This is a genomic window from bacterium, from assembly GCA_035549195.1.
Classification (GTDB): Bacteria; Oederibacteriota; Muellerivitia; order Muellerivitales; family Muellerivitaceae; genus DASZRK01.
The window spans coordinates 55,226-81,688 of record DASZRK010000012.1 but is presented as its reverse complement, the minus strand read 5'-3'; the positions used below and the strand labels follow the sequence as shown (position 1 = coordinate 81,688).

Below are 26,463 nucleotides of genomic sequence, written 5' to 3'. Positions count from 1 at the left end.
TCGGCCCTCCAGGGTCAGGCTCCCATGGGGGAGATCCCCCCATAAAAGAATTGCAACATCGATAGGATCGAAACTCCGGCCGTCTCGGTCCTCAAAATAGGTGTCGGCAGGTGGACCGCGAGGGCCCCTTGCAGTTCGGCTTCCCGGACCTCGTCCGGGTCCCAACCACCTTCGGGTCCGACCAAGACCAGGATCTTTCCCGCCTTTGATTTTGATTCTAGCACCGTGCGTAGGGTCGGGGCTTCCTTTTCATAGGGAAGCAGGACCAGGTCGAAATCCTTGAACCGGGCCAAGAGGTCCTCCCACTCGGTCACCGGATCCAACCCGGGAACCTGATTACGGCCCGATTGCCGGCAGGCTTCCACAAGGATCTTTCCCCAACGATCGTTCTTATGCCCGAACTGGGCGGGATCGGGTCTGGAAACGCTCCGTCGCGACAGGAAGGGAATGAATCCATCGGCTCCGGCCTCACATCCTTGCCGGAGGACTAGGTCCATTTTGGAAGCTTTGGGAAGACTTTGGGCCAGGGTGATCCGCGCCCCCGTCGTTTGCGAAGAAGGCCCTTTTCGGGAGACGATCCGGACCATTGCCGCCTCCGGGTCTGTATCGACCAGGATCATGTCGTACTCATGGCCACTCTCATCGAAACCCTTGAGCGGCGCGCCTTCGGAAAAACGCAGGACCTTGAGAAGATAGGAAGAAGCGGAGGCCTCAAGACGGACCTCGGTCCGGTCAGCGGCCACCTTCTTCAGGAAAAGTCGCGGAATGAAGCTCACCGGTCCCTCGGGTGGGCCTTCAGGCCCGGTCATTTTTTGCGGGCGAAAAGGTTCTTGACTTGATGCAGGAACTTGGTCATCTGAGGCGTATTGTTCTCCTGGGTCATGGCCTGGAACTCCTCCAACAGTTTCTTTTGCTTGGAATTCAGGTCGGTCGGGGTCTCCACCACGACCGTCGCCATCAGATCGCCCGTATCTTCCGTTTGCGGGTTCTTCATCCCTTTTTCTCGCAGACGGAACACCTTGCCCGACTGGGTCCCCGCCGGCACCTTCATCTTGACCGGACCCGTCAGGGTCGGGACCTCGACCTCGGTGCCAAGCGCGGCTTGCACGAAGGAGATGGGGACCTTGCAATGAAGATCGCTCCCATCCCGCTCAAAAAAGTCATGGGCCTCCACATGGAGGAACACGTAAAGGTCCCCCGCCGGACCGCCGTTCACCCCGGCTTCCCCCTCACCGCGCAGGCGCAAGCGGGAACCCTCATCCACCCCAGCGGGCACTTTTACGGAGATGACCTTTTCTTTTTCGACCCGGCCGTTCCCCTTGCAGGTGGTGCAGGGTGAACCCGGCATCTCGCCTTGGCCCCCGCAACGGGTGCAGGTCCGGGCAATGGTGAAGAACCCTTGGGAAGCACGGATCTGTCCGGTCCCCTTGCAGGTCGTGCAGACCACCCGGCCCGATCCCGGCTTGGCGCCGGATCCGTGACAGGTCTCGCAGGTGGACAGCTTTTGGACCTTGATCTCCTTCGAGGTCCCGAAGGCGGCCTCTTCGAAGGTCAGGTGCAGGTCATAGCGAAGGTCGTCGCCCTCCTGGGCTTGGGACCGGGCCCGTCCCCGCCCGCCGGCGGCGCCACCGGTGAAGAAGTTGCTGAAAACGTCCCCGAAAATATCCTCGAAGTCGGCGGCATTTCCGAAGTCCTGGGGCCGGAAGCCCCCGCCACCGAACCCTCCCGGGCCGCCTGCCCCGACCCCGGCATGGCCGAACTGGTCGTAGGCGGTCTTCTTCTGGGGATCGGAAAGCACCTCATAGGCTTCGTTGATCTCTTTGAACTTCTCTTCGGCCTCTTTGTTGTTGGGATTGGCGTCCGGATGGTATTTTTTAGCCATGGTCCGATAGGCCTTCTTGAGGTCATCGGCCGACGCGGACTTGGGAACTCCGAGAAGCTCATAATAATCTTTTTTATTTGCCATGGTTTCTTTCATTTTCAGCTCCCAAACGCCTGAAATTTAGGGAGGGAGCCGCCGGGTTTCAATCACCGGCACGAGGGTCGTGGGGCGGGTTTCACGGTCCGTTCGATTTCGGACCGCCTCGTCGCGCTCAAACTACCATTGGGGCTCAGGGGCGTAAAGAGGGCAGTTATCGGGGAAAAAGATCAAATTGGCCTTGCGATAAAAAGCTCTTCTCTTCTAAACTACGAAAGCTTTTTCAAGGAAAAGCATGGGTCCCTCCCCACGGGGAGAGCGAAATTAGAAGGAGGCAGATCATGCCTTATGTGATTACCGAGAAGTGCCTGGGCGAGGTCTATGCCCAATGTGTCGATGTTTGCCCCGTGAATTGCATCCACCCGGGGGATTACAAGGGCCAGCCCTTCATGATCATCAACCCCGAGGAGTGCACCGAATGCACCAGCTGCTACTCGGCCTGCCCCATCGGCGCCATCGTGGAAGGCGCGGACAAGGATCCGGAATACGCCAAGATCAACGCGGAATTGGCCCCGACCTTCAAGAACAATCCTCCGGTCGCCACCCGCCCGGCCAACGATCCTCCGAAGCGTCCGGACGTCAACAAGCTGGTCAACTAAGGCTTAAGACGACAAAGGCCGCTTCCCCCAAAGGGGAGCGGCCTTTTTTATTTCACTAACCCTAGAACTAGAAATAGTAATACATTTTCCCGAGTTCCTTTGTGTAGCTAGCGGGATCGCATTTTGTATTTCGATGAACAGGTATCTCTTCCACCCTTTTCTCCTCAATCCAATCAACACAACACATTCCTCTATCTGCCGTTTTTGGATCGACCGAGTAATTGTGGTAAGTAATGACAATCTTTCCATTAACTTTTCTTATGTCAGCATCGTCATTATGATGCATAGTTGCACTTGTAACGACATTCATACTTCCGTCATCAGTAAAGCTCACGTTGTTTCCAAAATCTGCCGGGTCGTAATCGCCTTTTTCACGAATTACATCCATAACATATTGATAACTCAGCCCGCTAAGATCGAACACATTTCCCTTATATTCAGTAGTGAGCGACTGTATCAAAATATCTCGTCTAACAGCGTCGCCAATCAATGAAAATGCATCGGGTAAATCCTGAACAACATTGTCAATTTTTTCCGAACCACACAAGACATAGTCACCATCTTCTAATTTCACAAAAAAACAAAGAACGTCGTTGTCAAATGCTTTTTCCAACGCCCATACGTTTTTGACTTTTATTTTCTCTTCCAGATGTTCGGCCTTGAAATACAAAACATCAAAATCGTCTTTTATTTCGATCGTTTGGTTTAGGAGATCGCCAAGGACAATCTGGCCATTTGGTCGGACAATAATATCCGCCAAGCCTTGAGAACAAAGGTTCGCCGATTTTTCGACAGCTTTAGAATAACCACCACGTGCAGCTCTCAAATACCATTCAAAGGCCGTTTTGTAGTCTTTCGAAAAACCATAGCCCTGTTCGAAATAAGCTCCAATTTTGAACTGGGCGGTCGCATTGTTTCTGTTGGCTAGCCATAGGTAACCTTGGCTCAATACTTGAGGCAAGGCAAAAACATAAATTAACGAGCTGAAAATCAAGAAACACAACAAATAGACCAATACTCGCCATCTTAAAAGCTGTCGAATTTTCATGAAGACCTTGCCCGATAATCTCTTCTAGAAAATATTAGACCTTCTGGTAGATCTCCGACCCGGTCTCAACGAAGGTCTCGGACATCTTCTTCATGCCCTCCTCCAGCGCCTTATCCTCGGTCATCCCCAGTTCCTTCGCGTAGTCCCGCACGTCCTGGGTGATCTTCATGCTGCAGAACTTGGGGCCGCACATGGAGCAGAAATGCGCCACCTTGGCGCCGTCCGCCGGCAGGGTCTCATCGTGGTATTCCCGCGCGCGTTCCGGGTCCAAGGCCAGGTTGAACTGGTCCTCCCAACGGAACTCGAAGCGGGCCTTGGACAAGGCGTTGTCCCATCGCTGGGCGGCCGGATGGCCCTTGGCCAGATCCGCCGCATGGGCCGCGATCTTGTAGGCGATGACCCCGGCGCGCACGTCCTCTTTGTTCGGCAAACCCAAATGCTCCTTCGGGGTCACGTAGCAGAGCATGGCCGTCCCGTACCAGCCGATCATGGCCGCGCCGATGGCGCTGGTAATGTGGTCGTAACCCGGGGCGATATCGGTGGTCAGGGGCCCCAAAGTATAGAAAGGCGCTTCGTGGCACTCCTTCAATTGGCGATCCATGTTCTCCTTGATCAAATGCATAGGCACGTGGCCCGGACCCTCGATCATGACCTGCACATCGTGCTTCCAGGCCTTCTGGGTCAGTTCACCCAAGGTATGGAGCTCGCCGAATTGGGCTTCGTCATTAGCGTCCTCGATCGAACCTGGCCGCAAACCATCGCCTAAGCTGAAGGAGACGTTGTAGGCCTTCATGATCTCGCAGATCTCCTCGAAATGCGTATAGGTGAAGTTCTCTTTGTGGTGCGCCAGGCACCACTTGGCGTGGATGGACCCGCCCCGGGAAACGATGCCGGTGCGGCGGTTGGCTGTCAGGGGCACATAACGAAGCAGCACACCGGCGTGAATGGTGAAGTAATCAACACCCTGCTCAGCCTGCTCGATGAGGGTGTCCCGGAAGATCTCCCAGGTCAGGTCCTCGGCGATGCCGCCGACCTTTTCCAGGGCCTGGTAGATGGGCACAGTGCCAACGGGCACGGGGCAATTGCGGATGATCCATTCCCGTGTCTCGTGGATGTTCTTCCCGGTGGACAGGTCCATCAAGGTGTCCCCGCCCCAGCGGACCGACCAGACCATCTTCTCGACCTCTTCTTCGATGGAGGAGGCCACGGCAGAATTTCCGATGTTGGTGTTGATCTTCACCAGGAAGTTGCGTCCGATGGCCATCGGCTCCACTTCCAGATGATTGATGTTGGACGGGATGATGGCCCGGCCTCGGGCCACCTCGTCACGAACGAACTCGGGAGTAATGACCGGGGGCATGATGGCCCCAAAAGCCTGACCCGGGTGGATGCGGCCCTTACCGGCGCCTTCCTGGACCAGTTGGTTCTCCCGGATGGCGATATATTCCATCTCGGGGGTGATGATGCCCTTCTTGGCGTAATGCATCTGACTGACGTTCTTCCCCGCCTTGGCCTTCAGGGGCTTGCGGCCCGCGGCTCCCGGGAACACTTCCACATCTTGGGCCGCCTTGCCTTTATAGGAGCTTTCGACCTCCTCCACATCCCCACGCTTCAGGATCCAATCCTTCCGAAGGGGTTCCAATCCCTTGCGCAGGTCGATGATGGCGGTGGGGTCCGTGTAGGGACCACTAGTGTCATAAACGGTGAAGGGGGCGTTCTCTTCCTGGCCATTCCCGGTCTTGGTCGGGTTCAGCTGGATCTCCCGCATGGGCACATGGACATGGTGTTCGCCACCGCCAACATAGACCTTCCGGGAGCCGGGGAAGGGGGTGCGGGTCACGCCTTCCTGAAGGATGGCTTTTCGGCTTCCGTTGCTCGGGCCCATGGATTGTCCTTGTTTTTCAGGGAGTTAAAAACGTGTAAAGGAAAGCATAAAGGCGACCAAGGGGGATTGCAACCGAACCCAGGCTCTAGGGCAACCCTTCGAGACGCCTTTGGCTCCTCAGGGCAAACCCTCTTCCACCCGGTAACATCCATAGCGGATCTTCTTGAACTTCAAGGCGGCGGGATGCCCCAGGAGCTTGGAGAATTCCTCCAATGATCGCAGGCCCTCCTGGGCCCGCTTCAAGTTGGCCTTCAAAAGGTCGCCCGCATTGCCCCGTTGTTTCTCGCCGTTTTCCCTCGTGCCACGCCCCAGATCGCCCGCCACATCCCGGGAAATCCGGCGCAGGCGGTCGGAAGCGAACAGGCCCTTTTCGGCCTCGGTCACTTGGTGGCGGAGTTTTTTCAATCGGTTCAAAAGGGCGGGGTCGTCCAGGAGGAACCGGGCCACATCCTCGGCCACCCGCAAACCCTCACGGACCCGGTTGCAGTTGGCATCCAGGGCACGTTGGACCTTCCGGATCGGTGGAGAAGTTTTCAAAAAGACCCTCGTCCATGCGGGAAAAAAGGGGAGATCCTCAGGATTCCTTCCGGACCATCTTGGGGACCGCGTTGGCTACGGTCTTCTTGCTGAACATGGGCTTGGGGGCCTTCTTGGGCTTCAAGAGGGTCCCTTTGACCTCGCTCTTCTTGCCCAAAGGAGCAGCACCCTTGTCCCCCTTCTTGTCGCCTTTTGCGGCCGCGGCCTTTTTGTCCTCCACCGGAGGAACGGCGGGTTTCTTGCCCTTGTCCATGCCCGGTACCGGGTGCTCGGGATTCTTCGGGAAGAGGGGAGCGGTGATCTTGATGGACTTGCCCTTTTGGGGGGTCACGGGCTTCCTGGCCTCGTCGGAGGAAGTCTTGCGCTTGGGGACCTCTTCCTTCACAAAAACGTCATTCTTGAGGATGGGCACGGCCGAGATACGGCTGATCTTGCCTGCGAAATCCAGGTCCTTCCCATAGCCCTTTTGGATCAGCGCCTTTCCCTCGTTGACCTCGCGTAACAGGTCAGGGATGCGTCCTTGCCAAGGCTTGTAATAGGCCAGCGCTTCCTTGGCGCTCTCGCTCAGGACCACCGGATCGGAGCCCAAGGTGCTTTGGAGGAAATCCACCAACATGCCCGCGAAGACCGAATCTTCCGGACCGCCGGCACAGACCACGACCACATCGCGCTTGGCGCGAAGGCAGGAATCATAGACATCGCCCAGGTTCACGAAGGAACCCAACAGGGTCGCCTTGGTATTCTTCAGGAGACGCAGGGGAGAGGGTGAGGAGAAGGCCACCAACCTCCCCTTCACCTTATCACGGTTCGAATCCAACGGAGAGCCCCCCAGGTGGAACCCGGGGATCTTCTCCCAATCACGCTCACCGGCCAGGAGACCCTCGCCGCGCTTTTGTTTCTCGAAGATCCTCTTGGCCGAACCCGGTTCGGGGCACATGGCCACCGCCGTGGCGCCGTGGTAGAGATAGACGGGGATGGAGGTCGTGGCGCGCAGGACATCCGCCAGCACCACGGTCGCGTTCTGCATGACCGTCGGCTTGGCGTCCTTGAACTCGAAATAGACGGTGATCTTCAATGGCGGCTCCATCGATCGGATTTATAACGGCAACGGTCCCAGGTCAGTGTTGGCTGTCCCCGCCCCGGTCCTTCTTGTTCTTCATGAACTGCTCCACATAGTGTGTCGAATAATGTCCCCGCTTGAAGGCGTCGCTCTCCAGGATCACCTTCAGGAAGTCGGTGGTGGTGTACACCCCCTCGACCACCAGCTCATCCAAGGCACGGAGCATGCGTTTGATGGCCTCGATCCGGGTAGGGGCATGGACGATGATCTTGGCGAGCATCGAATCGTAATAGGGGGGGATCTTGTAGCCCTGATAAAGGTGCGTATCCACCCGCACACCGGGGCCACCCGGCACATGGTAGGTCGTGACGGTGCCCGGCGAGGGGCGGAAGCCGTCGTCCGGGTTCTCGGCGTTGATGCGGCATTCAATGGCATGTCCCCGGGGCTCCAGCACGTCCTTCTTGATGGACAGGCGCTCGCCCGCCGCGATCTTGATCTGTTCTTTGATGATATCGATCCCGGTCGTCAGCTCGGTCACCGGATGCTCGACCTGGACACGGGTGTTCATTTCCATGAAGTAGAAATCCCCGTGCTTATCCATGAGGAACTCGATGGTCCCGGCGGAGGTGTATTTGACCTCCTTGGCCAGCTTTAGGGCGTATTTCCCCAGCTTTTTACGCATTTTGTCGGTCAGGGCGGAGGAAGGCGCCTCTTCGATGAGCTTCTGGTGGTTCCGTTGGATGGTGCAATCCCGCTCGCCCAAGTGCATCACATGGCCGAACTCGTCGCCCAGGATCTGCACCTCGATGTGGCGCGGGTCCTCGATGTATTTCTCGATATAGACCTCGGGGTTGCCGAAAGCGGCCTCGGCCTCGGTGCGGGCCGTCTGGAAGGCCTGGGTCAGGGAAAGGTCGGTGTGGGCCACCCGCATGCCCTTGCCGCCGCCGCCGGCGGAGGCCTTGATGATGACCGGGTATTTCACCCGCTTGGCGACCTCGAGGGCCTGCTTCTCGTCCTTCACCGGCCCGTCGGAACCCGGTGTGGTCGGCGCACCGGCCGCCTTGGCGGTGCGGATGGCCGCCACCTTGTCGCCCATGAGACGGATGACCTCGGGCTTGGGGCCGATGAATTTGATCTGGCAGCTGGAACAGACCTCGGCGAAGTGCGCGTTCTCGGCGAGGAAGCCGTAGCCGGGATGGATGGCCTCGGCGTCGGTGATCTCGGCGGCGCTGATGAGGGCCGGGATGTTGAGGTAGCTTTCCTTGCTGAAGGCCTTGCCGATGCAGACGCTCTCGTCGGCCAGGTGCACATGGAGCGAATCGGCGTCGGCCTGGGAATAGACCGCCACGGTCTTCACGCCCAATTCCTTGCAGGCCCGGATGATGCGCAGGGCGATCTCCCCGCGGTTGGCGATCAGGATCTTTTTGAACACTCGATGTTTCCCTTTGTTGGTCTGTTGATGTTCTTCAAGGCGCGGCCTTACTTCGCGTCCCCGTGTCTCCGCGCCGGGTTTTGGTCTTAATTCGATTCGACGACGATCAGGGGCTGGTTGAACTCGACGGCCTGGCCATTTTGCACCAGGATCTTGGTGACCTTGCCGGCCACCTCGGATTTCACTTCGTTCATGAGCTTCATGGCTTCGATGATGCAATAGACCTGGCCCACCTTGATGGAGTCCCCTTCCTCGATGAAGGGCTTCGCGTCAGGCGACGGCGACCGGTAGAAGGTGCCAACCATGGGGGAGTTCAGGGTATTCCCGGATTCCGCCTTGGCGGCGGGAGCGGCCGGAGCCGGGGCGCCGGAAGCAGGGGCGGCCGCAGCGGCGACCATCGGCATGGCGGGCATCATGGGAGCGGCGTAAGCGGCGGCTGGCCCACGGCGCAGGTGGACCTTCATCCCGCCCTGCTCGAAATGGACCTCGGAGAGGTCCGAAGCATCCATCAGGGCGATGACGTCCTGGACGAGGGCGAGTTTGGAGCTGACCTTGACCTTCTTCACGGCCGGGGTCTCGACCTTCTTTTTCTTTTCGGGCTTGGATCCTTCGCTCTTTTCAGCGGCGTTCGACATGACGGCTCCTTTCGGATAGGAACGGCTGGTAAAGGTTGGGTTAGACGCGCTCGATGTATTCGCCGGTGCGGGTATCGACCTTGATCGTGTCCCCTTCTTTCACGAAAAGGGGGACCTGGATCTCCGCTCCGGTCTCCAGGGTCGCCGGCTTGGTGGCGTTCGACACGCGATCGCCCTTGATGCCCGGTTCGGAAGATGCGACCTTCAGGTTGACGGTGATCGGCAGCTTCACGCTGATGGGGCGCTCCTTGTAAAAAAGGACCTCGATGGCCATCTCGTCCTTCAGCCATTGATGCCCCTCGCCCACTTCATCCTCGGTGAGTTCTAACTGCTCGTAGGTCTCGGTATCCATGAAGACGAACTTATCGCCTTGTTTATAGAGATACTGCATTTCCTTCTCTTCGACCGGCGGCTCCTTGACCGATTCCCAGCTATCCAGGGTCTTATCGGTAACGGTGCCCATTTCGACGTTCTTAAGCTTCAAGCGGACAAACCCCCCGCCCTTGCCCGGCTTCACGTGCTGAAAAGAAACGACCCGGTAGAGGATATTGTCAAATTCGGCCATATTGCCGGCCCGCAGGTCCATGACAGTGATCATCGAAAAGCCTCCAGAGGAATCAGGAAAAACCCTTATTTTGTTGACTTTTTACACAAAAAACCTAAAAAAACCCTTATTTTTAGCGGTTTTTTTGGCAAAAGAGGGGGCATTTTACAGGAACTTATCCAGGCCGTCAAACAGTCGAGTATGAAAGCCTGAAAAAGCCTTATTTTTGGCCCAAGATTTTACTTTAAAACCCTTTGAACAACTAAGGGTGGAAGTCGGTAGGAGGGTCCACCTGGACCGAAAGGGTCTTGCTCTCCCAAGGCAGGGTCAGCCGATAGGCATGAAGCATCAGGCGGGGATAGCCTCCAACCGGCAATGGGTCGCCATAGAGGGGGTCCCCCAGAAGGGGATGACCTAAGCGGAAGAGATGGACCCGGATCTGGTGCCGCCGTCCGGTCAAAAGGTCCAGTTCCAGAAGGCTGACGGACCCCCTGGAGCCTGTGCTATCAGGGCTTTCATCCACTTTCAGGACACGGTAGATGGTCTGACTGGGTTTACCCTTGGGGTCCACCCCCACCCTCCCCGACCCGAAGGTCTTCAGGGGAGAATCGATGCGACCCTCCCGGGGGTCAGGCACCCCTTGCACCCAGCCGAGATAGGTCTTGCCCACCTCCCGGCCTTCCCAAAGAAGGTTCAAGGCCCGGTGGGTCGGGGCGTCCTTGGCGAAAGCGACGAGGCCGCTGGTCTCCCGGTCGATCCGGTGGACCACATAGGCCTTTTTTCGGATATGGCTGGAGACCTCATCGACTAGGAGGGTTCCTTGCTCCTCTCCCCGCCCGGGAATGACCAATTGCCCAACGGGCTTATCGACCACGATGAGGTGGGGATCCTCAAAAATGACGCGCAGGGTCTTTTTAATAGCTGTCATTGCGATGAATGGCCGCCGAATAGGCGGACGTTTATGACGAAGCAACCCCAGTCTAAATAAATCATCCCTTGGACTTCTTTTTCTTCCGGTCCAGCTCTTTGAACACTTCCTTCGCGTTATAGATCGCGTTCATGGCCTTAGGGAACCCCGCATAGACCGACATCTGCAGGAGCGTCTCCACGATCTCTTCCCGGGTACATCCCACTCGCAAGGCCCCTTTGATATGGGACTTCAGTTGGAGCGGAGCCGATCCCAAAGTGGTCAAGGAGGCAATGGTCAACAGTTGGCGAGTCTTCAAGTCCAACCCTGGGCGGGTATAGATATCCCCGAAGGCGAACTCGGTCACGAACCTCCCTAGGTCCGGGGCGATGTCCTTCACGCTCTCCAAGGTCGCCTTAGCGACCGGGCCATGGATCTCTTCGAATTTTTTGAACCCTTTTTCAAATCGCTCTTTGGACATTGCCTATCCCCGGTTTTTATTCGTCGATGAACCTTCTATGCCACAACTCCACCGTCAACAACCCATACAAAAGCAGGTGATGATCCTTCTTGCCGGACAGATGCTCCTGCAACAGTTCCTCGGTGCGGGCGATATTGAAATAGCCTCGCTTCTGAAATTTCTCGGAATGGAGAATATCCACCAACAGAGGCCTTAATTCTTTCCGGAACCAGGGGCCCAGGGGCACGCCGAAACCCATCTTGCGGCGGTTGATGATCTCTTTCGGCAGATTCTTGGCCGCAGCCTTCTTGAGGATGTATTTCCCCGTGCTTCCCTTGAGTTTTAAGCTCGAAGGCAACGAAAAGGCGAATTCCACCAAACGGTGGTCCAGGTAGGGCACCCGGGCCTCCAAGGAAGCCGCCATGCTCATGCGGTCCACCTTGGTCAAGAGATCGTCCGGTAGCCAGGTCTTCAGGTCCATATAGAGCATCAGGTTCAGGTTGTCGAAGCCATAGGGCTCGGCGCCCTCGAAGATTCGCTCCAGTGATTCCTCGACCTTGGAATGTTCCATCTCGTACAAAAGCTTGTCCCCGGCCAGCCCCTGCAGGGTCTCCTCCAGGCAAAGCCTCGACCAGGCGATATGGCGCTTCACCAGGTCCTCTTTGTTCAAGGCCTGCCAGGCCTGTTTGTACGGGTCCTTCATCCTTCCCGTCACGAAGGGCACCAAGGCCTTGAGCCAGCCAGGCGCCAGGCTCACCTTGCCCGAAAGCTGGTCGTAGGAATAGCGGCGGTAGCCTCCAAAAAGCTCGTCCGCCCCCTCCCCCGTCAGCACGCCTTTCACTTCCTGCCGGGCGAAAAGGGATACCACGAAAGTGGGCAGGATGGCCGGATCGATGACCGGATCGTCCTGGTATTTCATCAACTTGGGAATGAGGTCGTTCAGCATCTGGGCGTTGACCATGATCTCCCGGTGCTGGGTCTTGAAGTGGTTGGCCACCCTCTGGGCGAAACGCAATTCGTTGAAATCACGTTGGTTCTCGAAACCCACCGCGTAGGTACGGATGGGTTTCTGGCCCAACTGGACCATGGTCGCCACCACGTAGGAGGAGTCCACCCCGCCCGAAAGGAAGGCCCCCAGGGGCACGTCCGCCATCAGCTGTTCCTTGACGCTCTCGGAGAACCGGATGCGCAGTTCCTCGACCAGGCTCTTCTCCTCCGAGGCGCTGACCTTTTCCTTGCTGTGGGTGGTGACCTTCGGCAGGGTCCAAAAGGGCTTCACCGCCATACGCCCGCCCTGGCAGACCAGCGTGTGGCCCGCCGGGAGCTTACGGATGCCTTTGAAAAGGGTGTCGGGGGTCGGCACATATTGCAGGGTCATGAGGGTGAGGATCTGTTTCGAATCGACGGTCCTCGGCACCGTGTCGAGCGTCAGGAGCGACTTGATCTCGGAGGCGAAGACCAGGTTGCCGTCGGCCACCGTGTAATAGAGGGGTTTGACCCCCAGGTGGTCCCGGCCCAGGACGAGCTTTTGGTAGGTCTCGTCCCACAAGGCGAAGGCGAACATGCCCCGCAGTTTCTCCACGAACTTCTCGCCGTATTCGGCGTAAGCGTGGACGAGGACCTCCACGTCCGAATGGCTGGAGAAATGGTGTCCCTTCTCGAGAAGGGGCTCCCGCAATTCCTTATGGTTGTAGATCTCGCCGTTGCAGACGACCCAGATGTTGTTGCGGTGGTTGGACATGGGCTGGGCGCCACCCTCTACGTCCACGATGGAAAGGCGGGTCATGCCCAGGCCCACCGGACCCTTCTGGTAATAGCCGTGATCGTCCGGGCCCCGGTGTTTGAGGGCCTCGGTCATGGCTTCCAGGTGCCGCATCTTCAGCGGCAGGCCCGGCTTGAATTGGTTGAAACCGGCGATGCCGCACATGCAGAACACCCCAATTTTCAATTCTTAACGTTGAATTATGAATTCGAGGAATTTCCACTTCGTGGAAATGGACCATCATTCAAAATCAAGAACTCAACATTCAAAATTTTATTTCAGCAGATAGACCACTTCCACCTGGGCGTTCACTTCGCTTTGTCCTTGGGCGATGGGGGGCGCGTTCGACTCCATCGCGACGTTCGCCCGCATGGCCATCATGGGGCGCGGAGTGGGGATATAGGACGAGACTTGGTTGATGGAAAAGACCTTGTCCAGTTCGGCGTCGGCCGAGCGGGCGAGGGTCTGGGCCTTGGTATGGGCGTCCGCCATGGCGGCCTTGAGGGCCTCCAGTCCCAATTTGGAAGGGTCCGAAAAACCGAAGCTGGGCCCTTCGACCTGGCCCACCTCTTTCTCGGTCACCGCCTCCAGCACCTGCCCCACCTGGTCCAGGTCCTTGACCAGGACCTTGATGCGGTTGGTCACGGTATAACCCACCCGTTGGGCCTGGTTGCCGTTCTTGTCGTATTTGTACTTGGGCTGGATGTTGTAATCGATGGTCTGGAAGTCCTTCTCGGAAATGCCGAAGGACTTGATGGCGGCGAAGATGGCCTGCATCTTCTTGCGGGCCTTGGCCGACGCGTCCTTGAGTTGGGCGCTGTCCTCGACCACCCCGAAGACGATCTCCGCCTGGTCGGGCACCGCCGTGATCTTCCCTTCTCCCTGCACCCGCACCGTGCGTTGTTTGGAAATGTCCTGGGCCCAAGCCCCGCTCACCGCCAGGACGAAAAAACTCAACACCATCCAGTTCCTATTCTTGATCGTTCTCATGCCTTGCCACCTTTCCTCGCGGCCTCTTTCAGCACTTTTTCCAAAAGGGCGCCCGAAGCCTTCCATCGGTAATTCTTGAGGATGAAGCGCCTGCCCTTTTTCGCTTCGGTCTGGTAACGGCGGGGGGATCTGAGGACCTTGACCACCTGGGCGGCCAGTTCCCCTTCGGTCCCACCTACTATAACCCCGCTGCGGTCCTTGGCCGGTAGCCAGCCCACCGCTTGGGGCGTGGCCACGACCGGAACCCCCATCGCGAGCGATAAAGCGACCTTGTTCTGCATCCCCGAGGCGACCCGTAAGGGCGCCAGGGTCAGACACGCCTGGGACACATAAGGTTCCACGAAAGGCACCCATCCGGTGACCAAAAGGTCCCGGCCATTGTGATATCGGGCCAATCTCCTCCGGGGGCTCCCCCCCACCGCGGCGAAGACCGCATCCGGGACCTCTCGTTTGACCTTGGGCCAGACCCTCTTCAGGAACCAAAGGGCTCCATCCTCGTTGGGGGCGTAGCCCATGTTCCCGACGAAGCTGACGGCCTTATCCGAGGGATAGATCCGGTCCTTCTTCGATCCCGCCGGCTTTTGGGGATCCACCCCATTGGGAATGACGACGACCTTGCCGGCGGGCACGCCGTTCTCCAGGAGGACCTGCGCGTCGGTCCTGCTGATGACGACCGTCCGGGCCGCCTTGTCGGACCATTCGACCTCCTCCCTCTGGAGGAACCAATGGTCCCACTTGGCCGCCATCCGCCGGGAGAACCGGGCATTCGGGATGTTCCGTAGTTGGCCGGAATAGCCCGCCAGGCTGTCGGTCAGTTCCATCACGACGGGAACGCCGGGGTTCCCCTCGAAAGCCGCGGGCGCCATGCGAAGGCGATGGGCCAGGACCACATTGATGGACCGGCCGTCCGGGGTCTCCCAGTAGCCCTTGAGGATCTCCCGCAGGTCCGGGGAGAAATAGGCCGACACGTTCAGGGACTGGCCGATCAAGGCCCCGCCCAAGAGGTTGAAGAAGAAGTCCAGGTCATGGATGGGCAGGGCCGTGGCCTGGCGGCAGAGCGGTTCCAACTTCCCGAGGTGGGCCAAGTCCTCCTCGACCCGGGTCAGGCAGAAGAGATCGATCTTGTGGCCGCGGCTTTTGAGGTAGCGGAGGAAATGGTAAAGGCGGAGCTTGTCCCCATCGTGGGGCGGATAGGGGACGAGGGGGGTCAGGACAAGGATGTTCAATGGGTCTTCCTTTTCGCGACCCAGGCCGTGAACCCGACCGACACGAGCACCCAAAAAGCGCCGACGACGTAGCTTTGCCAAGCCACCACCGGGGCTTGGAAGGCCGGTTCCCAGGAGGCCAAGGGAAGATGGAGGAAGCCCCCGGCGATCTTGAGGATCATGTTCTCGCCTTCCAGCTTGTTATACCGCATCCAGGGCACGGCGGCCAAAAGCCAATCCACCAGGACCCCAACGGCCACCGAAAGCAACGCCAGCCGCTTTCCCCATCCATCGTTCTTCAGGTCCTCCACCGCCGGATGGATCATCACCAGGAGCATGGGGGTGAGTCCCACCCAGTAACGGGCGGCGGGGGTCAGCCCCAGATTTTCGTAGAAGGACATGAAAAGGTAGAAGAAGAGGCTCGTCGCCACCACCAAACGCCCCAAGGGCTTTTTCCCCATCCACAGCAAGGCGCCACCCGTCACCGCCAAACCGAAGGCCGGGAAGTGGAACCAGAGCCCGCACTCTTGGTCGAGCAAAAGCCCGAAAAAACCGTTCCAGAAGTGGTCCAACCGGAAGAGCGAAGTGAAGGGTTCGTTATGCGCGCCCAAGGGCGTCCAAACCCCGTAGAGGACGCGGAAGTAGAGGGACAACAAAGCCACGGGTATGGCGAATCCCACCGCCAGATTCAAAATGTCCCGAAATTTGGTTTTAGGGATTTTGTTTTTCTTCGCGTCTTCGCGTCTTCGCGGTGAATCCTTTTCTTTCAAGATCTCCCAGAGCGTCACCAACCCAAATGGGATCAGGATCAGCGCGTTACGGTTGTGCATCCAAAGCATCAGGCCCAGCGTCAAACCCAGCCAGTTCCAACGTTTTTTGAGGAAAAGGAGCATTCCCAAGGCTACCAAGACCGCCGTGGGGATCTCCGGGAACACCAGTCCCGAGAACAAAAGGAGCGGGCTCGAGAAAAGACCGATGATGCCCGTCGCGTGGACCGGCCAACCCTTGGCCCCCGATTCCTCCAGGACCCGGAGGGAAAGAAAAAGGGCCAGGGCCGCTAGAAGGGCCATGGTCAGGGCCGCCCCCAATCGTCCCGCCAGGACGAAACCCGGCAGGACCAGCAAGGCCGGCCCCAAAGGATGATGACTATAACGCCGTCCCTCGATCACATGCTCCAACCCTTGGGGCTCCAAAACTCCCCGGTGATAGAACTTTTCGTAGTCGTGGTTGGCGTAGTTGTTCGCCAGGTCCAGGTCCCCGTCATGGGCCAGGCTATAGGCCATCAAAAGGTAATGAGGTTCGTCGCCGCTCAGGTCGCAAACGGAGGCCGTCCATAAGGTCGCGCCCAGGAAAAGGAACAGGCCGACGGATCCGAACAAGGTGGAATCCTTGGGGCCGGTCTTATAGGAACCCGCCAACAGCAACCGCGCGAAAAGGAACAGGTGGGTGAGCCAAAGGACGCCGAAAAGGACCTCCAGTTTCCTTTCCGGGAAGTCGTGCGGGGCGGGCAAGTGCAAGGACAACACCCAAGGCGCCGCCAGCAACCCAAGCCAGGGCAAATGGGTCAGGAGGATCGGCTTCCAGAAGGGTCCGACCTTCTTCGGCAGGAGCTTCTTCGCCAGCGCCCATTCCAGGAACAAAAGGAGCGACCCAACGAAGGGCAAGACCCAGAGGAACTGGAAGGACAAAGAAAAGTTCGTATGACTGTCGGGAAGGATCGCGAAGTTCAAAGGGCGGAACCTTTCACCTTCTCATAGACCTTCAGGGTCTCCCGGGCGGTGCGGTCCCAATTGAACAACGCGGCCCGCTTGAGGCCCTTCCGGATGAGCGACCTTCGAAGAGCCGGGCTCTTCATGGCCCTCTCCACCGCTTTGGCCATGGCCACCGGGTCCCTCGGGTCCACGGTCAGCGCCGCGTCCCCCGCCACCTCGGGCAGGGCCGAACCATTGGAGGTCACCACCGGAACCCCGCTCGAAAAAGCCTCTAACACCGGCAAGCCGAAACCTTCCAGCAAGGAGGGGAAAAGGAACAGGTCCACTTCGGCGTAGGTGGCGGCCAAGACCCAGGATGGGACCTGGCCCGCCCATTCCAGCCGGTCGCCCACACCCAACTGGATGGCCTCCTCCAGGTAGTTCGTGGACCGCAGTTCGGCCTGGTCCATCCCCACGATGACCATCTGGAAGGAAAACCCCTCGTCCTTCAACCACTTGGCGCATTTGAGGATGTTCGGGATGTTCTTTCGCTCATCCGCCGCGCCATGCACCAGGATCTTGAAGAGCTTCGAGGGCTTGCGGGGCCGCCGGGGGAAAAGGCTCCGGTCCACGCCTTCCAGGGTCACGGTGATCTTTCCTGGAGCGACGCCCATCTGTTCGACGATGCATTTCTTGGAGTACTCGGAGACCGTCAGGATGGCCCGGGCCTTTTCCGCCGAGCGGGGATTGGCCCAACGTTTATAGAGATAGACCAGGCGGTACCAGGGTCCCGCGTGGGGCCGCACTTCCCGCAAGGGCCTCAAGTGGAAGGTGTCATGCAGGGTCAGCACATAGGGGAGATCGCCAAAGGTCGTACCCGAATTGTCCGTGTAATGGAGCAGGTCGAGCCCCATCCGTTCGGCCGCCCTGGGCAAAAGGACCTGTTCGTAATAAGCGGGATTCGAAATGGGCACTTCGACCCCACGGAATCGGGGGTTGGAAAGCCGGTCCCGGAGGGCCTTGGGCGCGTTGAAAAGCGCGTAACGATTGACCTTGTCGACGCGGGAGAGGCCCAGGATCAGATTGGCCGTATAGGTGCCGACGCCCCGCTTGTAGGCCAACCGGGCGTCGATCCCGATGTAGAGAGGTCGTTGGGAGACGGTTCTCTTGCCGGGGGGTTTTGCCATGACCTCAATAGCCTTTCTTGGCGTCTTGGCGTCTTGGCGGTGGACTATTTCTTTCTTGTCTTTTCGGCATGGTCAACGAGCATCACGGGAATGCCGTTCTCGACAGGGTAGCGGTTGTGGCAGGCCGTGCATTCGATCGCATTGTCCTTCTCCCGTACCGCCGAACCGCAGGCCGGGCAGATCAAGATATTGAGTAGCTCGCTCGAGATCATAATTTCACTTTCCTTTGAGGTTTTGGATTCTTCTAATTCTTAATTTTGAATTTTTAATGCTTAATTTCGTCCATTAAAAATTAAGAATTAAAAACTCAAAACTGCCTCGTCTTAGCGGTCAGGACGATCCCCCCGCCCATGCCGGGCAAAAGACCGTTCCCGATTATATCCGTAATATCCAGGACTGCACGGCCGAATGGCTCGCCCAAAAGACCCAATAGCCTCTCCAAAAACCGGGGCAATTTAAGGAAATGGATGGTCTCGACGGTCACGCTTTCGAACCCCGCCTTCCGGCCCAACTCCCTCAGTTCGGCGGGACCGAAGAAGAAAAGATGGTCGGTCTGCTTGGCCTTGTGGGCCTTGTTCACGAAAGGCAGGAGCCTTTTGAAGTAGGACTTGTCGTTGGTCACCGTCACCACCAGGACCCCGCCGGGCTTCAAAAGCCGCCTCGCCTCGGCAAAGACCCTGGCCGGGTCGTAACAATGATCGATGGCTTCCTTCACCAGCACACCCTGGGCGGTCATATCGGGCAGGGGCACCTGTTCGGCCATGCCCCGGATGAAGCCTATCCCGAAAGTCTCGATATCCCTTTGTTTCAACTGCTCCCCGGAGGGTTCCACCCCCAGGTAATTCCAGACCCTGGCACGCCCACGAGCTTGGAGGAATGCGGCGAATTCACCCCGCCCGGCTCCCAGGTCCACCAAAAGCGGACGGCCGGTCATGGCCCCGGACTCATGGAAATTCTTGTCCAGGATGGCCTCGACCTTCTCGTCCAAGCGCCGGTAGCGGAGCCTCATGAGGGCGGTCAGGGACTTGAGGAAGTCGTCGTCATCCCAATGGGATTGAAGGGATCTCCATTTTTGGTAATTGGATTCGGTCAACGGATACCTTCCGAAGGATGATCAGGGACTCACTTCACCGAAAGAACGGAAAGGTCCAAAGGGCACAGCTCAGGAGCAATAGTATCGCATAGACCGCGTAGAAAAAGACCCAGAGCGGTTCCAGCAGGTAATGCAGGATGACCATCAGGGCCCACTGATGGGTGGCCCCTTGGGAATGTCCTTTGCGCTCCGCCTTGTCCAGGGCGCGGTTGATGCGGTCGATATTCTCGAAGCGGGCCACCAGAAAGAACTCGATGAACTTGCGGAAGAACCCCGGGAAGGGCCGGACGACCTCCCGAAAAAAGGTCTCCATCTTTTGCGCCCATTCCCGCCCCACCACCCGGGCCGGCAGGGGCACTAACTCCGCCGCCTTGAGGAAGAGCGAACCCAGGAGGCTCTCCAGGACCATCTGGAGCGAGAAGACCCAACCCCCGAAAGCGCCGTTCAGGACCCCCACCACGAAGATATAGATCAACGGTTTGGCTGAAGTCGCGGGATAAAGACCCCGGAACAAAAGGGCGACCCCGCCCGCCAGGCACAGGCCGATGCCAAGCCCCAGTCCGATCCCCTTCAGGAACATCATTGCGATCTTGCCCACTAAATCACCGCCGAAAGAATGGATTGGCCACCGATGAAGGCGATGAATGGGATAGTCCGGAAGACTTAACCATCCGTGTACATCTCGTTCATCGGTGGCTGAACAGGTTTTAGCCTCGCCTTAAAAGAAAAGACATAATATCCCGGCAAAAGCCGCCTACCTCGCTAACTTCACATTTTTGCCTGGTCCAACAAAATTGTCCTTCCCAAGCTTGTCTTTCCCGCGATTTCCTTCGGTTTCCTGGTCCCGAATTGGCCCCTTAATTGCTTTTCTTATACCTCAACATGACCGATCGCCGATCCGAGGTGCCCCATGCAATTCGAGAACTACCAGACCGAGACCTTCTATGACGAACTTTTCGAGAATTCCGGACGGCCCCGCAAGAGCGCCGCGCCGCTGATCGACCGCATCAAGGCCATGGCGCCGGGCGACCTGGTCCGACGGCAGAAGGCCGCCGAGACCGAACTGCTCCAGATGGGCATCACCTTCACCGTTTACGGCAACAACGACGGCACCGAAAAAATATTTCCCTTCGACATCATCCCCCGCATCGTGCCCAACCCCGATTGGAAGGCCATCGAGAAGGGCCTCATCCAGCGCATCACCGCCTTGAACCTCTTCATCGACGACATCTATCACGACCGCAAGATCGTCAAGGACAAGACCATCCCCACCGAGGTGATCCTTTCCTCCCACGGCCTCAAGACCCAGTGCCAGGGGCTCAACCCCTCCAAGGGCATCTGGATCCACATCACCGGCACCGACCTGGTGCGCGATAAGGACGGCGGCTATTACGTGCTGGAGGACAACCTGCGCTGCCCCTCGGGCGTGTCCTATGTACTGGAGAACCGCAACGTCCTCAAGCGCACCCTGCCCCAGGTCTTCCAGAACATGGCGGTCAAGCCCGTGGAGGATTATCCCCTGCGCCTGCTGGAGACCCTCGGCCATGTTTCCCCCAGCGGGGTTTCCAAACCCCGGATCGTGGTGCTCACTCCCGGGCCCTACAACTCGGCCTATTTCGAGCACGCCTTCCTGGCCCAACAGATGGGCGCCGAACTGGTGGAGGGCCGCGACCTGGTGGTCTCGGGCGGTTACGTGAAGCTTCGCACCACCCGGGGTTATGAACGGGTGGACGTCATCTACCGCCGGGTGGACGACGACTTCATGGACCCCCAGACCTTCAACGGCGATTCCACTTTGGGCGTCCCCGGCCTCTTCGAGGTCTATAAGGCCGGCAAGGTGGCCTTGGCCAATGCCATCGGCACCGGCATCGCCGACGACAAGGGCATCTATCCCTACGTGCCCGACATGATCCGCTATTACCTCAAGGAGGACCCGGTCCTTCCCAACGTGACCACCTTCGTCTGTTGGGAGGAGGACCAACGCAAGCACGTCCTCCAGAACCTCGAAAAGTTCGTGGTGAAAGCCGTCGGTCAGGCGGGGGGCTACGGCATGCTGGTGGGGCCGCACTCGACCAAGGCCGAGCGCGAGAAGTTCGCCGGGCTCATCCAGGCCAACCCCCGCAACTACATCGCCCAGCCGACCCTCTCCCTCTCGCGGGTCCCCGTCATCGTGGAGGACCACTTCGAGGGGCGGCACGTGGACCTGCGGCCTTACGTGCTCTACGGCAAGAACGTCTATGTGCTTCCCGGAGGGCTCACCCGGGTGGCCCTGAAGAAAGGGTCCCTGGTGGTCAATTCATCCCAGGGGGGCGGCAGCAAGGATACCTGGGTGCTGGAGGACCCGGCCAAGATGCCGACTGGATACGGAGTGGAGGGGCCGGCGGTTTGACCGATCGCATCGAGTAACAACGCTTAAAGGAAACGTCATGACCGATCACGCTCGATCAGGTTCGAGAAATTCAAGATCCGGGGGTTTTGAGTCGGGAGTTAAAGGCTCGAATATGGCTTTGAACTCCTCGCTCTCCACTTCCAACTCCTCACGGGTGGCCCCATGCTAAGCCGCCTCGCCGATTCCCTTTACTGGACGGGCCGTTACGTGGAGCGGGCCGAGAACGTTGCCCGTTTCATCGGGGTGAACCTCAATCTCATCCTCGACACGCCCGAACTCGACGGCTACCGCCAATGGCAGCCCCTGGTGGTGACCACCGGCGACTATCACGACTTCGAACTGCGCTACGACGAACCCTCGGCCCAGAACGTCACCCGCTTCCTCCTCTGGGACCCGGACAACCCCAATTCGGTCTTCTCCAGCATCCGACAGGCCCGGGAGAACGCCCGCACCATGCGGGAGGTCATTTCCAGCGAGATGTGGGAGCAGTTGAACAGCTTCTATCTCATGGTGCAGGGCGCCGCCGGCCACCCGGACGCGGGCATCGAGACCCTCAACACCTTCTGCCGCAACGTGAAGGTCCTCAGCCACCTTTTCTCCGGCATCACCGACGCCACCCTCTCCCACGGTGAGGCCTGGCACTTCTTCAACATGGGCCGCCTGATGGAGCGGGCCGACAAGACCGCCCGCATCCTGGACGTGAAATACTTCATCCTCCTGCCCAAGGTGGAGGACGTGGGGACCCCCTACGACAACATCCTCTGGACGGCCCTGTTGCGGTCGGCCAGCGCCAGCGAGATGTACCGGAAGAAACACAGCCTCATCCAACCCCCGAAAGTGGCCGAGTTCCTCATCCTCGACCGGGACTTCCCCCGCTCCATGAGCTATTGCGTCACCGAATCCGAACGTTCCTTGAGGGCCATCACCGGGTCCCCCGCCGGGACCTACTGCAACCCGGTGGAACAGCGCATGGGCCGCCTGCGATCCGAGCTCGACTATGCCGATATCAGCGCGATCATCGCCTCGGGACTGCACGAATACCTGGATAATTTCCAGGCCAAATTGAATTCCGTGGGCGAGGCCCTTTTCGCCTATTATTTCGCCGCGTCCCCCGCCTGGGGGGCACCCGATCCCGATCAGGAAAGGCAGGAACAATGACCTTTTGCATCGCCATGAAGGTGAAGGAGGGCCTGGTGGCCCTGGCCGATACCCGCATCACCAGCGGCATGGAGCAGATCACCGCCCGCAAGGTTTCCGTCCACCAGAACGGCAACCACTCCTTTTTTCTGATGACCTCCGGGCTCCGCTCCGCCCGGGACAAGGCCCTCACCTACTTCGAGGAGAAGCTGGAGGCCAGTTGGGATTCCTACGACAAGCTCTACAAGGCGGTGAACATCTTTTCCGAACAGGTGCGCCGGGTCATCCACGAGGACAAGAAGGCCCTGGAGGAGGCGGGATACCACTTCAACCTCTACTCCATCGTGGGGGGCCAGCTTTCCAACGACGCCGAGCACAAGCTCTACCTGGTCTATCCCCAGGGCAACTGGGTGGAGGTCACCGAGAGCACCCCTTATTACGCCATCGGGGAGTCGGCCTATGGAAAACCCCTCATCGACCGGGCGCTCCATTACGAAAGTTCCATGGAACTGGCCATGAAACTCGGTTACCTGGCCTTCGAGGCCACGCGCACCAGCGCCACCGACGTGGACTTCCCCATCGACATGGTCCTCTACCGCAAGGGGACCTACAAGATGCTGGAGACCCGCTACGAGCGGGAGGACCTGGCCAACGTCACGGCCTGGTGGAAGAAACGGGTCCGGGAAACGGTCGAGCTTTGCCCGGCCGATTGGGCCCAAAAGGCCCTTCAGAAACTGCCTGAAAAATGAATTTTTCACCCTGAGGAAGCGGAAGAAAAAATATTTTTGAACTTCGCCCCTTCGTTCCTTCGCGGTCAGGGGGCGGTTCCAGCCGTTCTTGTTGGAGGTGCTTATGCGTTTCGAGATCGAACATCGGTTGAACTACACCTATAGCCGGGAGGTGTTCCTGGAGCCAACCTCCATCCGCCTCAAGCCCCGGGCCGATTTCAGCCAAAGCCTGGAATCCTTCGAGCTCAAGGTCGATCCCGGGCCCCAGGGGCTTTCCGAGACCCTGGACCTCTACAACAACCACGAGGTGCTGGCCTGGTTCGCCGGCAAGCACTCCCATTTCAACCTCACGGTGCGAAGCCGCGTCAGCACCCTCCTGGACAATCCCTTCCACTACCTCATCACCGACCCCCTGGTGCTCCACCTGCCCGCCCGCTACGGCCCCGATCAGGCGGGGCTCACCCCCTATCTCAAGCCCGCGCCCGACCCCTCGGTCGTCAACCTGGCCCAGGACCTGTTGAAGGAAAGCGACGACAACGCCCTGAACTTCCTCTTCCACGCCACCGACCATATCCACCGGGAGTTCCAGCACGTGGCGCGCCCCCAGGGCGACGCCCTGCCCGCCCACAAGACCCTCAAACGGCGGGAAGGGGCCTGCCGGGACCTGGCCGTTCTCCTGGTGGACGTCTGCCGGGCCATGGGACTGGCGGCCCGCTTCGTGAGCGGCTACAAGTTCGATCCCGGCTCCAAGGACGCCCACGACCTGCACGCCTGGACCGAGATCTACCTGCCCGGCGCGGGCTGGCGGGGTTACGACCCCAGTTGGGGCCTGGCCGTGTCCGACCTTCATATCCCCATCGCCGCCGGCCCCTCGCCCACGGAGGCCGCCGCGGTCTCCGGCACCTTCCGCGGCTCGGACGCGCTTTCCAAACTGGACTACCAGGTGGAGATCCGGAACCTGGAACCCTCCTCCAAGAGCAACGCCGTCCTTTAGAACTTTGCCGTCCTCGGCAATGAATCTATACTTTTCCGGGTGAGAACCCGACTCCACCCCTTCCCCATCCTTTGGCTTTATTTCTCTCTGATCCTGTCCGCCAACCTCGTCCTCGCGCTGGCTCCCTTTTCCCCAGCGACGAAATCCTGGTGCGCTTTGGCCGCCTTGACGCTCGGTGCTCTTCTTGCCCTTCGCGTTCCTAACCGACCCAAGGACCTTCCCAACCTCTTGACGAGGGACCGGTCTTTTTTGGACCCATCGCCCATGTTGTTCCTGGCCTTCATCACGTTGGGCCTCTTCATGCGTTTCTATCGATTGTTTTCCATCCCTGGGTGGCCTGATCCCGACGAATCCATGCATTCCCTCAACGCCTTTCATTTGGAGCGTTTCGGAGATCTCCATTTTTTCTATACCTGCAATCAAGCCCCTTTCCTTTTCACATGGCTGTTGGCCTTCTGGTTCAAGCTCGTAGGCCCCGGCCCATCCAGCCTTTGGCTCCTCACAGCCCTCATATCCGCACTGGTCGTCCCCCTCCTTTTCCTCACAGCGCGCACCTATTTCACGAAAGGGGTCTCCTGGATCTTGACCGCTTTCGGGGCACTGGCCTGGTGGGGTCTCGTTACGGGGCGTAATGGCAACGCCCCGATCCTGCTCCCTTGGGCCGAATGTTCCTCCCTCTGGATGCTTGGCAAGGTCCTAAAAGAGCCCCGGACCCGACGGCGGCGGGCCTTCGCTTTCGCCCTGGGCTTGGCGCTCAGCCTTGGCTTCTACTCTTATCCTCCCGGTTGGGGCCCCATGGCCTTAGGGATCATCCTCTTGGCCTTGCCCACCCTTTGGAAGGATAAGGGCGCCCTGGTCCTTTTTCTCGGCACGCTCACGGCCCTGCTTTCTCCCCTTGTTTTTTTCGCTTTCCAAAACCATTACGGGAGCTACATCAACACCATTCGATGGGGTTCGGATTCTTTCAACCCGATGTTCCAAGTCCTTGTTTCGAGTTCCTATTTGACCGGCCTTTTTTGGGGGAAGATGGATGGCGATTATTACGGCCCCTATTGGGGAGGTTTGTTCGATCCCCTGACCGCAAGCCTCTTCGTTATGGGCGTTCTCTTCGCCATCAGGGCTCGTAAGGACCCCTTCTGGAAATGCGTCGGTTTGGCTTTCGTGTTGGCCTTGCTCCCGGGGATCCTTTCCGCCAATCTGGAGTTCTACCGGATTTTTTTGACCTTTCCGCTCGTCCTGGGTTTTGCCGCCTGGGGATGTGACGGCCTTGCCTCCCAACTCCCTTCCCGAAAGAGACCCTGGTTCTTAGGGCTGGTCCTGATAGGGATGGCCGCTTTCAACCTCTATCACTTCCTGGGCCCCTATCAGGACCGTTGGAAGACCCCCGGACCCTCCTGGGAGCGCTACCGTTCGGCGGCGAACGCCCGGGCCTTCCGGATCATCGAGGCCATGGAAAAGAAATGGGGGCCGGGATGCGTCCTCCAGAATTTCCCGAGCGACATGTTCGACCAATCCCTGACCTTGGCCGACTATCCTTTGGATCGCGCAGTTGAGGAAGGAGGCGGACCCTTGAAAGCGCCTTGGATCGCCGTCCTAGCCAACGATCATTACGGCTCCTTCCTTCAAGAGCGATTCCCCGGCGGTCGTTGGTTCTCCCTGTCCAAGGACCTGGGAGCAGAGGACGGAGGCCTGGGCCTCGGGCTCTTCCCACGTGGATCCATCCCGCAAAATGTCTTGAAAGCTTGGATGGCGGCCAACGACGCCTTCGGTGAGGTGGCTTACGTCTTCCTGAACCGGCCGACCGGCAGGGACTATTCAGGGCCTTTGGGAACCTTGGAACACCTTCACTCCTTGACCGAGAAGGACCCTTTCCTGGAATCCTGTTTTTGGGAGAAATCCTACTATTTACATCTGCAGAACAGTGCTTTCGGGGACCAGCGTAAGCGGGAGAATTTTGAAGCCGCCCTGGAGGATCTGCGCCAGGCCTTGTCAAAAGGCTACCCGGCCGCCCATCTTTTCAACGAATTGGGCTGTCTGCTCTGGCTGGCCAAGGACAGGGCCGGCGCACAAAAGGCCTTCGAACGTTCCGTCCAAATGGCTCCCGATTTCGGGCCGGCCCTTTCGAACCTTAAGGCGGTCCAAACCGTCGGAGCCACCCTCCCCAAGCCCTGAAACTGGATTTAGCCCATCCCCACTTCTATA

The 26,463-nt window shown here is 58.8% G+C and carries 25 protein-coding genes; 6 read left to right on the top strand and 19 right to left on the bottom strand.

What is annotated here, in order from left to right:
• Nucleotides 1-14 precede the first annotated feature (14 nt).
• Both VHE12_02245 and dnaJ read right to left on the bottom strand, forming a co-directional pair.
• Nucleotides 15-776, bottom strand: coding sequence for an RsmE family RNA methyltransferase (locus tag VHE12_02245; GenBank protein ID HVZ79605.1), 762 nt, complete (start codon nt 774-776; stop codon nt 15-17).
• Nucleotides 777-805: 29 nt separating this feature from the next.
• Complete coding sequence (gene dnaJ, locus VHE12_02240) at nt 806-1,966, bottom strand: molecular chaperone DnaJ (protein HVZ79604.1); 1,161 nt, start codon at nt 1,964-1,966, stop codon at nt 806-808.
• Nucleotides 1,967-2,259: 293 nt separating this feature from the next.
• On the opposite strand from dnaJ, the gene VHE12_02235 reads away from it, so the two are divergent.
• Nucleotides 2,260-2,577 (top strand): ferredoxin family protein, encoded by a 318-nt coding sequence (locus VHE12_02235; protein HVZ79603.1) that lies wholly within the window; start codon nt 2,260-2,262, stop codon nt 2,575-2,577.
• A gap of 67 nt (nt 2,578-2,644) precedes the next feature.
• Here the strand turns inward: VHE12_02235 and VHE12_02230 are convergent, their stop codons facing one another.
• The 17 genes from VHE12_02230 to VHE12_02150 form a co-directional block, all read right to left on the bottom strand.
• Nucleotides 2,645-3,625: a hypothetical protein gene (locus VHE12_02230; protein HVZ79602.1), complete on the bottom strand. Its 981-nt coding sequence runs from the start codon at nt 3,623-3,625 to the stop codon at nt 2,645-2,647.
• A 34-nt stretch (nt 3,626-3,659) separates the two neighbouring features.
• A complete protein-coding gene (gene thiC, locus VHE12_02225) occupies nt 3,660-5,510 on the bottom strand; it encodes a phosphomethylpyrimidine synthase ThiC (GenBank protein HVZ79601.1) in 1,851 nt (616 codons plus the stop codon).
• Between the two features lie 117 nt (nt 5,511-5,627).
• Entirely contained in the window at nt 5,628-6,047 is a 420-nt protein-coding gene (locus VHE12_02220; protein ID HVZ79600.1) for a thiamine-phosphate pyrophosphorylase, read from the bottom strand.
• A gap of 37 nt (nt 6,048-6,084) precedes the next feature.
• Nucleotides 6,085-7,122 (bottom strand): 2-phosphosulfolactate phosphatase, encoded by a 1,038-nt coding sequence (locus VHE12_02215; protein HVZ79599.1) that lies wholly within the window; start codon nt 7,120-7,122, stop codon nt 6,085-6,087.
• Nucleotides 7,123-7,165: 43 nt separating this feature from the next.
• On the bottom strand, nt 7,166-8,539 hold the full coding sequence (accC, locus tag VHE12_02210; GenBank protein ID HVZ79598.1) for an acetyl-CoA carboxylase biotin carboxylase subunit: 1,374 nt from the start codon (nt 8,537-8,539) through the stop codon (nt 7,166-7,168).
• An 86-nt stretch (nt 8,540-8,625) separates the two neighbouring features.
• Complete coding sequence (gene accB, locus VHE12_02205) at nt 8,626-9,174, bottom strand: acetyl-CoA carboxylase biotin carboxyl carrier protein (protein ID HVZ79597.1); 549 nt, start codon at nt 9,172-9,174, stop codon at nt 8,626-8,628.
• A gap of 40 nt (nt 9,175-9,214) precedes the next feature.
• On the bottom strand, nt 9,215-9,772 hold the full coding sequence (gene efp, locus VHE12_02200; GenBank protein HVZ79596.1) for an elongation factor P: 558 nt from the start codon (nt 9,770-9,772) through the stop codon (nt 9,215-9,217).
• Between the two features lie 208 nt (nt 9,773-9,980).
• Nucleotides 9,981-10,646, bottom strand: coding sequence for an RNA pseudouridine synthase (locus VHE12_02195; GenBank protein HVZ79595.1), 666 nt, complete (start codon nt 10,644-10,646; stop codon nt 9,981-9,983).
• A 61-nt stretch (nt 10,647-10,707) separates the two neighbouring features.
• Nucleotides 10,708-11,106 (bottom strand): carboxymuconolactone decarboxylase family protein, encoded by a 399-nt coding sequence (locus VHE12_02190; GenBank protein ID HVZ79594.1) that lies wholly within the window; start codon nt 11,104-11,106, stop codon nt 10,708-10,710.
• Nucleotides 11,107-11,122: 16 nt separating this feature from the next.
• Nucleotides 11,123-13,033: an asparagine synthase (glutamine-hydrolyzing) gene (gene asnB / locus VHE12_02185; protein HVZ79593.1), complete on the bottom strand. Its 1,911-nt coding sequence runs from the start codon at nt 13,031-13,033 to the stop codon at nt 11,123-11,125.
• An 87-nt stretch (nt 13,034-13,120) separates the two neighbouring features.
• Complete coding sequence (locus VHE12_02180) at nt 13,121-13,837, bottom strand: SIMPL domain-containing protein (protein HVZ79592.1); 717 nt, start codon at nt 13,835-13,837, stop codon at nt 13,121-13,123.
• Nucleotides 13,834-15,063: a glycosyltransferase gene (locus VHE12_02175; GenBank protein ID HVZ79591.1), complete on the bottom strand. Its 1,230-nt coding sequence runs from the start codon at nt 15,061-15,063 to the stop codon at nt 13,834-13,836. Before VHE12_02175 ends, VHE12_02180 begins: the two co-directional genes overlap by 4 nt.
• A complete protein-coding gene (locus VHE12_02170) occupies nt 15,060-16,772 on the bottom strand; it encodes a hypothetical protein (protein ID HVZ79590.1) in 1,713 nt (570 codons plus the stop codon). The genes VHE12_02175 and VHE12_02170 overlap by 4 nt, the downstream gene beginning before the upstream one ends.
• The gene (locus VHE12_02165; GenBank protein ID HVZ79589.1) at nt 16,769-17,920 is read right to left on the bottom strand and encodes a glycosyltransferase family 1 protein; all 1,152 of its coding nucleotides are present in this window, start codon (nt 17,918-17,920) and stop codon (nt 16,769-16,771) included. Before VHE12_02165 ends, VHE12_02170 begins: the two co-directional genes overlap by 4 nt.
• A 44-nt stretch (nt 17,921-17,964) precedes the next feature.
• Nucleotides 17,965-18,132, bottom strand: a complete 168-nt coding sequence (locus tag VHE12_02160) for a Trm112 family protein (protein ID HVZ79588.1) — start codon at nt 18,130-18,132, stop codon at nt 17,965-17,967.
• Between the two features lie 95 nt (nt 18,133-18,227).
• Nucleotides 18,228-19,013, bottom strand: coding sequence for a class I SAM-dependent methyltransferase (locus VHE12_02155; protein ID HVZ79587.1), 786 nt, complete (start codon nt 19,011-19,013; stop codon nt 18,228-18,230).
• Between the two features lie 34 nt (nt 19,014-19,047).
• Complete coding sequence (locus VHE12_02150) at nt 19,048-19,611, bottom strand: hypothetical protein (protein ID HVZ79586.1); 564 nt, start codon at nt 19,609-19,611, stop codon at nt 19,048-19,050.
• A gap of 312 nt (nt 19,612-19,923) precedes the next feature.
• Between VHE12_02150 and VHE12_02145 the strand changes: the two genes are divergently transcribed.
• The 5 genes from VHE12_02145 to VHE12_02125 all read left to right on the top strand — a co-directional run bounded on the left by VHE12_02145 (nt 19,924) and on the right by VHE12_02125 (nt 26,433).
• The gene (locus VHE12_02145) at nt 19,924-21,402 is read left to right on the top strand and encodes a circularly permuted type 2 ATP-grasp protein (GenBank protein ID HVZ79585.1); all 1,479 of its coding nucleotides are present in this window, start codon (nt 19,924-19,926) and stop codon (nt 21,400-21,402) included.
• 162 nt (nt 21,403-21,564) lie between these two features.
• Entirely contained in the window at nt 21,565-22,560 is a 996-nt protein-coding gene (locus tag VHE12_02140) for an alpha-E domain-containing protein (GenBank protein ID HVZ79584.1), read from the top strand.
• The gene (locus tag VHE12_02135) at nt 22,557-23,288 is read left to right on the top strand and encodes a peptidase (protein HVZ79583.1); all 732 of its coding nucleotides are present in this window, start codon (nt 22,557-22,559) and stop codon (nt 23,286-23,288) included. Before VHE12_02140 ends, VHE12_02135 begins: the two co-directional genes overlap by 4 nt.
• Before the next feature lie 103 nt (nt 23,289-23,391).
• Nucleotides 23,392-24,261, top strand: a complete 870-nt coding sequence (locus VHE12_02130) for a transglutaminase family protein (protein HVZ79582.1) — start codon at nt 23,392-23,394, stop codon at nt 24,259-24,261.
• A gap of 39 nt (nt 24,262-24,300) precedes the next feature.
• Nucleotides 24,301-26,433, top strand: coding sequence for a glycosyltransferase family 39 protein (locus VHE12_02125; protein ID HVZ79581.1), 2,133 nt, complete (start codon nt 24,301-24,303; stop codon nt 26,431-26,433).
• Nucleotides 26,434-26,463: the final 30 nt, after the last annotated feature.